Origin of the sequence: Chryseobacterium sp. MYb328 (assembly GCF_037572595.1) — a bacterium.
GTDB classification, from domain to species: Bacteria; Bacteroidota; Bacteroidia; order Flavobacteriales; family Weeksellaceae; genus Chryseobacterium; species Chryseobacterium pennae.
Genome location: NZ_JBBGZQ010000023.1, coordinates 26,553 through 39,126, shown reverse-complemented (window position 1 = coordinate 39,126; position 12,574 = coordinate 26,553). Strand labels below are relative to the sequence as shown.

General features: G+C 36.1%; 12 protein-coding genes. 10 read left to right on the top strand and 2 right to left on the bottom strand.

Translation table 11 applies throughout. The features are described from left to right. Positions 1-45: 45 nt before the first annotated feature. A complete protein-coding gene (locus WH267_RS19530) occupies positions 46-927 on the bottom strand; it encodes a cupin-like domain-containing protein (protein ID WP_115973279.1) in 882 nt (293 codons plus the stop codon). Positions 928-1,094: 167 nt separating this feature from the next. On the opposite strand from WH267_RS19530, the gene WH267_RS19525 reads away from it, so the two are divergent. The 6 genes from WH267_RS19525 to WH267_RS19500 all read left to right on the top strand — a co-directional run bounded on the left by WH267_RS19525 (position 1,095) and on the right by WH267_RS19500 (position 8,880). Beyond that, complete coding sequence (locus tag WH267_RS19525; protein WP_340010420.1) at positions 1,095-1,367, top strand: DUF7710 domain-containing protein; 273 nt, start codon at positions 1,095-1,097, stop codon at positions 1,365-1,367. 58 nt (positions 1,368-1,425) lie between these two features. Further along, on the top strand, positions 1,426-3,993 hold the full coding sequence (locus tag WH267_RS19520; protein ID WP_340010418.1) for a M1 family aminopeptidase: 2,568 nt from the start codon (positions 1,426-1,428) through the stop codon (positions 3,991-3,993). 442 nt (positions 3,994-4,435) lie between these two features. Continuing rightward, positions 4,436-5,932 (top strand): sodium/proline symporter PutP, encoded by a 1,497-nt coding sequence (putP, locus tag WH267_RS19515; protein ID WP_340010416.1) that lies wholly within the window; start codon positions 4,436-4,438, stop codon positions 5,930-5,932. Positions 5,933-6,216: 284 nt separating this feature from the next. Next, entirely contained in the window at positions 6,217-7,320 is a 1,104-nt protein-coding gene (locus WH267_RS19510; protein ID WP_340010414.1) for a hypothetical protein, read from the top strand. Between the two features lie 26 nt (positions 7,321-7,346). Continuing rightward, the gene (locus WH267_RS19505) at positions 7,347-8,258 is read left to right on the top strand and encodes a hypothetical protein (protein ID WP_115973266.1); all 912 of its coding nucleotides are present in this window, start codon (positions 7,347-7,349) and stop codon (positions 8,256-8,258) included. After that, positions 8,245-8,880, top strand: coding sequence for an ABC transporter ATP-binding protein (locus tag WH267_RS19500; protein ID WP_115973265.1), 636 nt, complete (start codon positions 8,245-8,247; stop codon positions 8,878-8,880). The genes WH267_RS19505 and WH267_RS19500 overlap by 14 nt, the downstream gene beginning before the upstream one ends. Before the next feature lie 80 nt (positions 8,881-8,960). On the opposite strand, the gene WH267_RS19495 is transcribed toward WH267_RS19500, so the two are convergent. Further along, complete coding sequence (locus WH267_RS19495; RefSeq protein WP_340010412.1) at positions 8,961-10,103, bottom strand: MFS transporter; 1,143 nt, start codon at positions 10,101-10,103, stop codon at positions 8,961-8,963. Between the two features lie 103 nt (positions 10,104-10,206). Here WH267_RS19495 and WH267_RS19490 point away from each other — a divergent pair, with 103 nt between their 5' ends. The 4 genes from WH267_RS19490 (at position 10,207) to WH267_RS19475 (ending at position 12,457) form a co-directional block, all read left to right on the top strand. After that, positions 10,207-10,563 (top strand): winged helix-turn-helix transcriptional regulator, encoded by a 357-nt coding sequence (locus WH267_RS19490; protein ID WP_340010410.1) that lies wholly within the window; start codon positions 10,207-10,209, stop codon positions 10,561-10,563. A gap of 261 nt (positions 10,564-10,824) precedes the next feature. After that, positions 10,825-11,379 (top strand): AAA family ATPase, encoded by a 555-nt coding sequence (locus WH267_RS19485; protein ID WP_340010408.1) that lies wholly within the window; start codon positions 10,825-10,827, stop codon positions 11,377-11,379. A gap of 87 nt (positions 11,380-11,466) precedes the next feature. Then, on the top strand, positions 11,467-11,892 hold the full coding sequence (locus WH267_RS19480) for a GNAT family N-acetyltransferase (RefSeq protein ID WP_115973262.1): 426 nt from the start codon (positions 11,467-11,469) through the stop codon (positions 11,890-11,892). A gap of 4 nt (positions 11,893-11,896) precedes the next feature. Beyond that, positions 11,897-12,457, top strand: coding sequence for a DUF6624 domain-containing protein (locus WH267_RS19475; RefSeq protein WP_340010406.1), 561 nt, complete (start codon positions 11,897-11,899; stop codon positions 12,455-12,457). The last annotated feature ends 117 nt before the right edge of the window (positions 12,458-12,574 follow it).

Here is a 12,574-nt window from a genome sequence, read left to right as displayed (position 1 = left end):
TTTTTAAATTGCATATCGCATAAAACCAGTGAAGTAAGATGTAATTTATTTCGGAAGCCCCTTCTTAAGTGCTATATTGGCTCTTTCAACTGATTTTCTTTCTTTCCAGTCCATGTATCTTTTTTTATACCTGCCTTTCATGAAGTTGTCAAAATTACGCTGAACAGCCAGATTCCATAGAGAATGAGCTTTTACAGCCCAGCTTTTATCCCATGCACGAAGAGATAGAGAGAAAGAACCATCCAGATATTTCATCCAGTGCCACCAGCCGGTAGGCATGAACAGGGTATCTCCATGCTCAAGAAAACATTCTATTCCTTCAATACCATCCAGAGCCGGGAATTTTTCAAAATCAGGGTTGGAAATGTCATAGTCTTCCAGCGCATATGTTGCATAAGGAAGTTTATATAAACGGGTTTTCCACTTGTATTCGAAGAGAAGAACATGCTTTCTTCCGTTGAAATGGGTGTGGAAGATATGAGGCATATCAATATCATAATGAAGGAAAGTCACAGAACCTTTACCTCCAAAGAACATACTTGGATATTTATCCAAAAATCCACCCATCAGAGTCTTAGGCGGGATATAATCATCCAATAATTTAGGCGCAAATTTGATAGGATCAAAAAAGAAAATTCTCAGATCTGTAGGTTCCCGCTGAATCAAATCCACGTATTCTCCAAAAGGCATTTTGGTAGTAGGTGTATTGATAGGCGCAGCAGGATCAGCTTTAGCACTGTCATATAAAGGAACAATAACATCACCAACTACTTCTTTCATATACTCCATGGTCCATTTTTGATATGCAGGCCAATTTTTAGCCATGTTTTTGATGACCACTGGTTTACGAGGCTTTAAATATTTTTCACGGAAATCTTCTTGTGAAATATCATCTACAATATCAATTGGTTTAAGGAGTATGCCCATTCGTTTTAATTATACCGCTAAATTATTAATAATTTATGATAATGAGAAAAAATAATTTCGTTTATTTGGAATTAATATAAATAGAAGAAAAAGAAGAGAGTTGTTTTTTTTGCAAAGTATTTATTATCAGTGTTATTTGTGTTTTGTTTAATAATAAAGTTGGTTCTATGAAAAATGGTATATATATTTTTGTAGGTGAGGGATCTCGTTTCCCTTCCGGTGTTTTTACTACAACACAAGATGCAGAACAATGGATCAGAAAATATTCATTAAGCGGAATATTAAGCCAATATCCTGTAGATGAAGGACTCTATGATTGGGCTATAGAGAACGATTTTTTTAAGGCTAAAAATGAACATCAGAAAGAAGCGAAATTTATTCAACAATTTACATGTGCGTCAATAGAGCATTTCCATTTTGAAAATGGAGAAAGGGGATAGGTCTATGTAATTTTCAATTGATGTTTTTCCCTTAGCTTCCAATTCTTATATTTGATGTATGAAAAAAGTACGTCTGTTAGCATTATTTCTTGTCGTTTTCAACAGTGGTTATCATGCACAAACGAAATCCTTATCTAAAATTGAATCCGGAGTTTCGTATGAGCTGGCCCAGTTGAGAAAAAGCACATTAAGTGATATTCAATATGAGCTCAGGCTTAAAATTCCTGAAAGTAAATCAGAAAGGATCTCAGGAACTGAAGTTCTTACATTTAATTATAAAAAACAGAATGAAACATCACTGCTGATAGATTTTAAAGAAGATCCTTCTTCATTGTTATCTGTATCAGTGAATGGACAGACGATAAAACCGATTCTGGAAAATGAACATGTAGTCATTGATGCCAAACACCTGAAATCAGGATCCAATCAGATTAATTTTAATTTCCTTGCCGGAAATGGTGCCCTTAACAGACGTGATGGGTATCTGTATGCATTATTTGTACCGGATCGTGCAAGAACGATGTTTCCATGTTTTGATCAGCCTAATTTAAAGGCAAAATACTCTCTGAGTTTAACGGTTCCGGAAAAATGGAGTGCTATCGCTAATGGAAAACTTAAGGAAACAACAATACAACAAGGACAAAAGACCCTGAAGTTTAATCAGTCGGATTTGCTTCCTACCTATCTGTTTTCCTTCTCTGCCGGAGATTTTAAAAACCATACTGAGAAGATCAGCGAACAGGATTCCAGAATTTTATACCGCGAAACCGATTCTCTGAAAATTAAAAACAGCATGGATTCTATTTTTTCGTTATACAGAAATTCTTTAGCTTATTACGAAAAATGGACAGGTATTAAACATCCTTTTCAAAAACATGGCCTGGTTGCCGTTCCGGATTTTCAGTTTGGTGGAATGGAGCATCCGGGAGCTATTTTGTTTCAAAATTCCACATTGTTTTTGGATAATAATGCAACACAGAATCAATTGAACAACCGTTCCAATCTTATTGCCCATGAAGTGGCGCACCTTTGGTTTGGAGATATGGTAACAATGGATTGGTTCAATGATGTATGGATGAAAGAAGTTTTTGCGAATTTTATGGCAGATAAAAGTACCGGAGCATCTTCAGATAAAAAAGTTTATGATCTTAAATTCTTGACCGGGCATTTTCCGGCAGCCTATTCCGTAGACCGTACGTTGGGTGCTAATCCAATCCGCCAGGTTTTAGACAATCTGCAAAATGCAGGAATGATGTATGGCCCGATTATTTATAACAAGGCACCGATTATGATGCGCCAGCTGGAATTACTGATTGGGGAGGAGGACTTCCGAAAAGGCGTCAATGAATACCTTACAAAATACGCTTACACCAACGCAAGCTGGCCGGATCTTATCACCATTCTTGATAACCATACCCCAAAAGACTTACAAAGCTGGAATAAAGTTTGGGTTAATGATCCCGGAAGACCAATTATTGATTATGATATAAAATATAAAGGGGATATAATACACCGTTTTACCATTTCCCAAAGACCGGAATATGGAAAAGAGCAAAAAAACTGGCCTCAGGAATTTGAGATCAGCCTGTTTTACAATGACAAGGTTGAAAAAGTGAACGTAAAGCTGTCTGAGAAAGAACAGGAAATTGTAGAATTAAAAGGAAAAAAGAAGCCTCTTTTCATTCTGCAGAACTCATCAGGAATTGGGTATGGAGTTTTTAAAACAGATAGAACAGTAATGACTGATTTTTCTTTGATAAAAGACGAAATAAACCGTGCCAGCGCCTATATCTCACTGTATGAAAATATGCTGAACGGATCTGGTTCGAAACCCCAGGAGTTATTACAGTTTTTTGAAAAGCAGTTACCAAAAGAAACTACAGAACTGAATCTTCGTCTGATTACTGGTTATATTTCCTCTATCTATTGGAATTTCTTACCGGAAAATACCCGACTGAAAGAATCCGGAAATATAGAAAATGTACTTTGGAATGCGCTGGAGGCACAGACCGCAAAGAATAATAAGAAAAATATCTTTGACTGCTATCAGGGAATTTTCCAATCTCAGAAGGCTTATGACAACCTGTATAAAATTTGGAAATCCCAGATACCACCTAAAGATGTATCTCTGAACGACGAAGACTTTACAAACCTTGCCCTTGCTTTATCATTGAGAAATAATGCCAACAATGATCTGTTACAGGAGCAACTGACCAGAATTAAGAACCCGGATCGGATAAACCGTTTTAAAATTATTATGCAGGCAGCTTCATCGGATCAGAAGATACGGGATGATTTCTTTAACGGGCTGATGCAAAAACAGAACAGAGCAAATGAATCGGCAGTCGGTTCTGCATTGGGATATCTGCATCATCCATTAAGACAGCAGGCTTCTATTCAGTATCTTCCTAAGTCTTTAGAGGTTCTACAGGAAATTCAGAAAACGGGAGCTATCTTTTTCCCGGATAACTGGCTTCGTTCCACATTCAGCAACTATCAGGATCCAAAAGCCCTTGATGTGGTTCATCACTTCCTTTTGCAGAATCCGGATTATAATCCCATCCTGAAAAATAAAATTTTACAGGCAACCGACAATCTGAGAAGAGCTCAGACACTGATAAAGTAACATGTCCGTAATCATAATGAGTAAACCGTTTGTATGATGAAGTATTATACGGATGTAAATAAGGAGATTACGGAAATCATTATTTTATCATCAGATTATCCAAAGGGAAATTAGACGAATTTAATGATCATATTCTGAGCCCCTGTTTTCCTATTATTGAAGATTGAAAAATAGGAGTTTTTTATTTGGACTAAACTCCACGTTTGTAAACATATAAGAAGAAAACCCTTGTAGTAACGAGGGTTTTGTGTTCTGAAAATAAGTAATAAAAAACTTAAGATCAATTTAAATATCCGGTTGTTTATTTAGCAAAATGATTTAATATATTGTATTTTTAATTAAAAATTTACATTATTTTCTTGTATCGGTGTAATATTGTTGTTTTGTGATAGCCCTCTAATTTCTCAGAAAATGGCTATATTCGGCTTCATAAAAAAATAATATGCAAGTATACGAAGGGATTTCTGTGGGGTTGTATCTATTATTGATGATAGGTATAGGCATATATTCTTATAGAAAATCAACAAACAATTCAGAGGAGTTTTTAATTGGAGGAAGAAAAATGGGGGCGGCTGTTACAGCACTCTCTGCAGGAGCAGCAGATATGAGTGGCTGGCTGCTGATGGGGGTTCCGGGAGCTATGTACCTTTCCGGTATTTCCAGTTCATGGATTGCAATAGGGCTAACGCTTGGTGCATTTCTCAATTATATTATTGTAGCGCCAAGGCTTAGAATTTATACCGAAGTAGCCCAGAATGCAATTACATTACCTGTGTTTTTTGAAAACAGGTTTAAAAACAAAAACCATCTCCTGAAGATCACTTCTTCTATCTTTATTCTTGTATTTTTCACTCTTTACACTTCAGCAGGAATGGTATCCGGTGGAAAACTCTTTGAATCCGCTTTCGGAATGAATTATACCGTAGGATTATTGTTAACCAGCTTAGTGGTTGTATTATATACCTTTTTAGGTGGGTTTCTGGCAGTAAGTCTTACCGATTTTGTGCAGGGAACCATTATGGTACTGGCACTGGTGATTGTGCCAATTGTTGCCATCATAGAAATTGGAGGAGTTGGAGAAACAATTTCCCTGATTGAAGCTAAAGATCCCAAATATCTGGACTTATTCAGGGGAACTACTACAGTAAGCATTTTATCTTTATTGGCTTGGGGATTAGGATATTGCGGACAGCCCCATATTCTGGTACGTTTTATGGCCATTGATAAACCAAAAGATTTGGTTAAAGCCAGAAGAATCGGGATTACATGGATGATCTTTACTGTTGCCGGAGCTTTGGCTATTGGTTTAGTAGGAATTGCTTATCTGCAGAAATTTGATACGGAAACCATGATGAAATTTGACGGATCAAAAACAGAGGCAGAAACTATTTTCATTTACTTCTCCCGTATTTTATTCCACCCGTTTATTGCAGGATTCCTGCTGACTGCGATTCTGGCAGCTGTAATGAGCACCATTTCATCTCAGCTATTGGTAACTTCAAGTTCATTAACGGAGGACATTTATAAAGCTTTCCTGAATAAAAAGGCAACGTCAAAGCAATTATTGATTGCCAGCAGACTTTCAGTTTTATTGGTAGCCATAATTGCTGTTCTTTTATCATTAGACCCAAAAGACAGTATCCTTAACCTTGTAGGAAACGCATGGGCAGGGTTTGGTTCCGCATTCGGACCGTTGATCCTGTTGTCGCTTTTATGGAAGAAAACAACATGGCAGGGTGGACTTGCCGGAATGTTGGTAGGGGGAATCACCGTGCTGGCATGGGTTTATCTTCAGAATCCGTTGAAAGACTGGTATGAAATCATTCCGGGATTCATTCTTTCTTTACTCACCAATATTATCGTATCCTTGGTAACTTATAAGCCTGATGCAGCAATAGAAAATGAATTTGAAGAAGTTAAAAAGATTATGCAGGAATAGGATGCCTGTAGTTTTAACCGAAACAGACTATAAAAAACAAACCCTTGCCAATAGCGAGGGTTTTGTATTTTAATAGAGTAGCTGGAAGGGAGTATTCAATGGTCCCAAATGCAAAAATAGTATTCTGATTATATTTTGAGACTCTTTATAACTTTCAGATCAGTGCTTTTATTTTTTCATAAATTCAAGACGTCTGCTATTGTCATCGGCCCTTGCCTTGTTATATGGTAAATGTTTTTTCTAATTCTGGAAGAATTAATACCTTTAAAGAATCATACATTGAAATGAAAAAAATATTCCTTATTATAGGAGCTGTTCTTCTGTTAGCTATTGTTGTATTTTACAATTTTGGCGGTCTGGATGTCTATCTTCTCAATAAGATGAACCGTTCAGAATTGCCGGAAAAATATAAAAACTATCAGTATATTGACAGTACTAAATCCATTCGTTTCGGACATCATGAAATAAACCTGATGTGGAAAAGCTATACACGGATTCAACATGTTATAAGTTCGGAAGGAAACGTCATTATTGTAACCAACGAAATCCCGAAAGACAGGAACCGGAAAGAAGTAGAAGAAGATGGTTCGGTAGGAAGTACCCGTTTTTATATGGATTATCATTTTTATAAACTGGATAAAGATGGAAATATCAAAGACCGTTATACCTATAAAAGTACCCGTGAAAACTGGAACGAATTACTGTTTGGTGACTTTATTGTGAATTACGACAAAAAATATTACAGAACCTGGATAAAAGATGGAGATACAGTGCGAAAGCCAATGATCGTTCAGAATGAAGACCTGAAATGGAGCAGAGAAAAGCAGGATGTTGAATATCAGAATATTACTGAAGATTCGGATGACTATTTAAGAGAATCAAAAAGCGGATCAGATCGTGTGACATATTATATGGATGGAAAATGGTATCAGATGTATATCGACAGAAAAGTTTCCGGAAAATATTCTATGACAAATCCCGGATATAACAACAGTCTTTTCGGAACTGGTCCTTTTGGAGAAAGAAAACTGGATCCGGGTCGTTTCCCGAATATTATGCCTGTCTATTTTCAACGAAAAGTATTGGATAAATCTGCCTGCAGTGCATCAGGAGGAGCTATCAGTACGACTTCAAAAAGCTGGAACGGAGATTTGTATTGCCAACTTTTAGTAAAAGGAGACACCCTGAAATTTAAAAAATCAATGTCCTTCAATGAAAATTTTACCACCGAAAAATTTTATAATACCAAAGGCGAAGACATCCGGAAGCTTAAAGTCGAACTGGAAAAACAATACTTGCCTTATTTGTATTTTTCAGATAAAAACCTGAACTTCCAACTTTTTACAACTACTGAAAACAAACTGTATTTGATAAAACCTGTTCAATAACCTTTTATAGATATCATCAGAATCCTTTGAAAAAACTAATCAGCCATTTTAAATTCAGATTCATCCAGAGTTTCAGAATCCTCAACCTGAATCCCAAGGTAAGTATTCCTGTTTTACTTGTTTTAGGGATGCTCATCGCAGTAAGGTTGCCCAAAAATGAATACTATCCGGTTATATTCTTTATTCTCATAGCCCTTTTCCATAGTGAAAGGAAGGATATTCCTTTTCTGAAGAAAGTTTTTGTACAAAGCTGGCGATGGATTATCCTGCTGGAAACAGGTATGATGTATACAGCCTTGTTGTTCGGAAATGTCCATTATAAGATTGAAAAAACAGGAGTTGCTTTATATCTTCTGATTGTTGTACTGGCCTTTATTCCTCCAAGAACAAAACAGTGGCTGTCCCTGAACTGGAATTTTATTCCCAACATTCTGTTTGAATGGAAAAGCTTTCTGAGAAAAAACAGTTGGAGAGCAATACTGGGATTTATCATTATCATTCTTTCATCCTATCATCCACTTACTCTGATCTTTGCTGGTGTTTTCGCGTTGGATTTTATTTCTTTTATTTACCAGCCACATGAGAGTAAAGAAATGCTCGAAATGTATTTTAAACAATATACGTTGAAGGAAAAAATAAGAAAGAATACTTTGTTTTTCAATATACTGCTTTTGCCGGTTTACTGTTCTTTTTTGATTTTAAATCCATATGAAAGTCTATATGTGGTGTATTACCTTGTCTTTATGAACCTCTATCTTCTGCTGAGCCTGGTCAGAAAATATAAAAATTATAACCATAAAAATAAAGACAGCGATTATAATATGGGTGTTTATTTAGAATACTTTTTGTGTAGTATGACAATAATTCCGGCCCTGTTCATGCTTAAATCAGGTATAAAAGCGGCTAATCAAAATATCAAAACATATGTTGGAAGTTAAAAATGTAAATGTTGAATTTAAGAATCAGAAAGTTTTAAACGATCTGAACCTTTCTATAGAAGAAGGCTGTATTTTGGGAATTCTCGGAAAGAATGGTGCAGGGAAGACTACATTATTTGAATCTTTATATCAAAGCCAGTCATTTTCAGGGAGCATTACCTGGAGAAATGAACGTTTAAAGCGGCAGCAGATCTCTTATCTTGAAACGGAAAATTATTTTTATCCTTATATAACAGGAGAGGAATATCTGTCTTATTTCTCTTCAAAAAAAGTAGATGAAATAAGAGAAATCATTGAAAAATTCAACCTTCCACTGAAAAAATATGTACAATACTATTCCAGTGGAATGAAGAAAAAATTGGCCCTCATCGGGATGCTGATGCTGAATAAGCCGATTAATATTCTGGATGAACCCTTCAACGGAGTAGATTTTGAGGGCGTTCATACCCTTTATGATATTATCAGGCAGTTAAAATCTGAAAATAAAGTGGTCCTGATCAGTTCCCATATTATTGAAACCCTTTTCCATACCTGTGATAAAATTGCATTGCTGCAAAACGGAAGTATTGAAGCTATTTACCATAAAGAAGAGTTCAGTCAGCTGAATACACTCAGATTTTAAAGCTGAAAATAAAAGTGGGAAACTAAATCTTCCGTTTCATTCTTCCTGCTTCCAATCTGTTTTATTAATCCTGTTTTAGATTATTTCATGAGCATTTTCCTGATAAATACCATAATTACAGCTAATATAATAGTGATAATGCTTGATCCTATGATATTTTCAATGCCGAAATGAGCAATCCAGAATCCACCCCATAAAGTTCCGGCGGTTACTGCAAAATTTCCACAGGAAGTAAAAATACTGTTGATAAATTCAGAAGACCCGGGAACTGAAGAGGTGACATTGATATTACTGATCAGAAAACCTCCCGAATGGATCAGTCCCCAGAATCCTATAATCCAGATCATAGGAACAAAAGAATTTCCGTAATAATAGATGAATAAGTGAATGACAGCCAAAAAAATCAGGAATATAAGAGTAGTCTGAAACGGAAACCGGCTCATATATTTTCCGGCAATTTTGTTTCCGAAAATGCCGACAACTCCAAACATAAACAACATAATACTGATTTGTTTTCCATTCATCTGAGTTATGTTTTTCAGAAAATCTGCCATATATCCATAGGTAGAATACATAGCAGCAATGGTAAAAAATGCTGTACATAAACCAATCCATAAATACCGACTGCGTAAAATATTAATATTGAAGGTCAGTGAAGCTTCTGTCTCTTTTTCAATGTCCGGTAATAAAAGCTGAACACCTGCCAGTGCCACCAAATTAATAAATGCCGTAAGCAGAAACGAAGACTGCCAGGAAAACAGATCAGACATTAAAGTAGCCAAAGGAACTCCCAATACAGTAGCCAGAGTAAGCCCGGAAAAAATAATACTTACAGCCCTTGATTTGTCGGTGGAGGCAGAAGCCTTTTCAGCAACAGACAGCGCAATGGACCAATAAACCGGATGAAAAAATGCAGGAATCATTCTGACAACCAATAATCCATAAAAATTCCCGATATAAGCAGAAATAATATTGGCTGCAGCAAAAATAAACAGTGATGCAATCAACAATCTTTTTCTTTTAAATGATGACAATGCCATCAGCATAAACGGACCAAAAAGAGCTACGATCAATGCAAAAGCACTCAGGAGCCAGCCTGCTTTTTCAATAGAAATATTGAAAGAAGAAGTAATTTCCGGTAATATTCCAATCACTCCGAATTCAGTTGTAGTAATTCCGAATACACCAAGTGCAAGCACATAAAGATTTCTTTTCGATTTCATAATTTTTTTGTGCAAATTTGCAGAATAGACTATCAGAAAGCTATATACTTACTTTTTAGTTCTATACTTCCCTTTTTGAAAGGGTAACGATAAAAGAATAATTATGCCTCAGTTTTTCCACGATAAAAGATTGTATTATACCCCTATTGAATTTGCCTTAAGCCATATCGGTGGAACCTGGAAAATGCCTATTTTGTGGAGATTACAGGAGAAACCGCTTCGCTTCAGTGAACTGAAAAAGGATATTCCCCATATCACAGACAAAATGCTGACCAGCCAGCTTCGGGAGCTGGAAAGCAAAGAAATGATCCATCGTGAAGTATATCCCGTTGTTCCGCCGAAGGTAGAATACAGTCTTACTGAGAAAGGGAAAAAAGCAATTCCAGTTATTGAAACCATCATGCGCTATGGTTATGATCTGATTCAGGATGCCGGCATTACTTTTCCACCCAAAGACTAAATGAGTTCTTCCTATTTATTTTCGTAATTAAAAATAGAGTATCTTTACTGGTAAAGATTTCTGATACATTCATTTTCAGAAATATAATTATTGTTACTAGAGCTCTTGTGCTTCTTTATACTTATTGTCTGTCCAGACATTTCTTTTCTGATTTCGTTTATCCATTATTCAAGGTATGCCCTGTGCTTAGATGAATACTTTTTCAGATTGTATTCCGTCAATAATTCTGATTTTTAACGATTCAAGCCACAAAATTTAAAAATGAAAAATAATAATATTACAAAAAAACTCTATGTTATTACTGGGGGTCCGGGAGCTGGAAAAACCACATTAATCAATGAATTAAACCGTCTAGGATTTACAACCGCACCCGAAGAAGGACGTAGAATTATCAAAGAACAATTGCTATCTAATGGAGATGGGTTACCGTGGATCAATAAAGAGATTTTTGCCGGACTGATGTTTGATGCTTCTGTAAAAACTTTTAACGAAATGATACCAATCTCCGGTATCCAACCTGTTTTTTTTGATCGTGGAATATTAGACACGATCGGTTATCTCAGGCTGGAAGAGATTCCTGTACCCAGGCGGATGGAAATAACAGCCCGTGAAATGGAGTATAACAAAAATGTCTTTATCCTCCCGCCCTGGAAGGAAATCTATGAAAATGATTCCGAAAGAAAACAGACTCAAGAAGTGGCTGAACATACTTTTGAATGCATGTATGAAATTTACCGGGAGTATGGTTATAATATTATTGAAATTCCCAGAGTAACAGTAGAGCAAAGAGTCAGGTTTGTTCTTAATACCCTGTAAATCATAAGATATTCATTGTTTTTCATCAACCGGCTTCTTTTTTTGTAACTTTGAGAGAGATGCTAAATACATTTTAAAAATCGCAATATGAATCTGAGAACAATGCTTGAAGAAGATCTGAATACAGTTGTAAAACTGCTGGATCAGTTAGGATATCCCAATACCGGTGAATTTTTACCTCAAAAAATAAAAAAACTTTTAGAAAACCCTGATGAATATCTTATCGTTGCAGAAGATCAGGAAGGAAATGTTGTAGGGTTCATCTCCATTCATGTCATCCCGCAGATTGCTCTTAAGGGAGATTTTGCAAGAATAAGCTATTTCTCTGTTGATGAAAATTACCGGAGTTCAGGAATTGGAAGATTTTTAGAAGAATACTGCGAAAAAGTAGCCAGAGAACGCAATTGTGACAGGATAGAGCTGCACTGTAATTTCCAGAGAAAACAGGCACACCGGTTTTATGACAGGCAAGGATATACAGAATCTCCAAAATATCTGATGAAAAAACTGTAATGTAATGACTTCTAAGATTGGAAAAGAATTAATACGCCTTGCAGAGCATGACATTGAAACAAGAGAAAAGCTGTCTGCGGAAGGAAAACTCGCAGGAGGGTATCATCCTGAAATGGAGCGTGTTCATAAAACCAATGTCAAAAGACTCTGGGAAATAATCAGTGATATAGGATATCCAACGATTTCAAAGGTAGGGGTAAAAGCCAGCGATGCTGCCTGGCTTATCATTCAGCATTCTATTGGTGAACCTGAGTTTATGAAGGCATGTCATAAAATGATGGTGGAAAACAGTCATGATATTACCCCAAAAAATAAAGCCTATCTGTATGACCGGATTCAGGTTTTCCAGAGCAGACCTCAGAAATATGGTACTCAGCTTATAGCTGACGGAATTCCTTATCCTGTGGAAGATAAAGAAAACCTGAACAGTGAACGGAAGAAAGTGGACCTGCCATCGTTATCAGAAAAAGAAATTAACCAAATTCCCGATCCGGAAAATATTCCGGAAATTGATAACAGGGATGAAGATTATACAGTCTGGAGAAGAAAGGTGGGCTGGATTTAAGAGGAATGTTTAAAATCAAGTGTTAAATGGTTTAAAAACAGAAGAATATCTGTGTCTTTAAAAGCTATATGAAAAAGAGCCTGATTTTTATTCAGACTCTTTGATTTAAAGATATAA

What these genes read in the sequence shown, in the direction of transcription:
- WH267_RS19490 (WP_340010410.1), top strand. Translation starts at nt 10,207, where the DNA reads ATGCCTCAGTTTTTCCACGATAAAAGATTGTATTATACCCCTATTGAA.
- WH267_RS19480 (WP_115973262.1), top strand. Translation starts at nt 11,467, where the DNA reads ATGAATCTGAGAACAATGCTTGAAGAAGATCTGAATACAGTTGTAAAA.
- WH267_RS19530 (WP_115973279.1), bottom strand. Translation starts at nt 927, where the DNA reads ATGGGCATACTCCTTAAACCAATTGATATTGTAGATGATATTTCACAA.
- putP (WP_340010416.1), top strand. Translation starts at nt 4,436, where the DNA reads ATGCAAGTATACGAAGGGATTTCTGTGGGGTTGTATCTATTATTGATG.
- WH267_RS19485 (WP_340010408.1), top strand. Translation starts at nt 10,825, where the DNA reads ATGAAAAATAATAATATTACAAAAAAACTCTATGTTATTACTGGGGGT.
- WH267_RS19500 (WP_115973265.1), top strand. Translation starts at nt 8,245, where the DNA reads ATGTTGGAAGTTAAAAATGTAAATGTTGAATTTAAGAATCAGAAAGTT.
- WH267_RS19475 (WP_340010406.1), top strand. Translation starts at nt 11,897, where the DNA reads ATGACTTCTAAGATTGGAAAAGAATTAATACGCCTTGCAGAGCATGAC.
- WH267_RS19520 (WP_340010418.1), top strand. Translation starts at nt 1,426, where the DNA reads ATGAAAAAAGTACGTCTGTTAGCATTATTTCTTGTCGTTTTCAACAGT.
- WH267_RS19510 (WP_340010414.1), top strand. Translation starts at nt 6,217, where the DNA reads ATGAAAAAAATATTCCTTATTATAGGAGCTGTTCTTCTGTTAGCTATT.
- WH267_RS19495 (WP_340010412.1), bottom strand. Translation starts at nt 10,103, where the DNA reads ATGAAATCGAAAAGAAATCTTTATGTGCTTGCACTTGGTGTATTCGGA.
- WH267_RS19525 (WP_340010420.1), top strand. Translation starts at nt 1,095, where the DNA reads ATGAAAAATGGTATATATATTTTTGTAGGTGAGGGATCTCGTTTCCCT.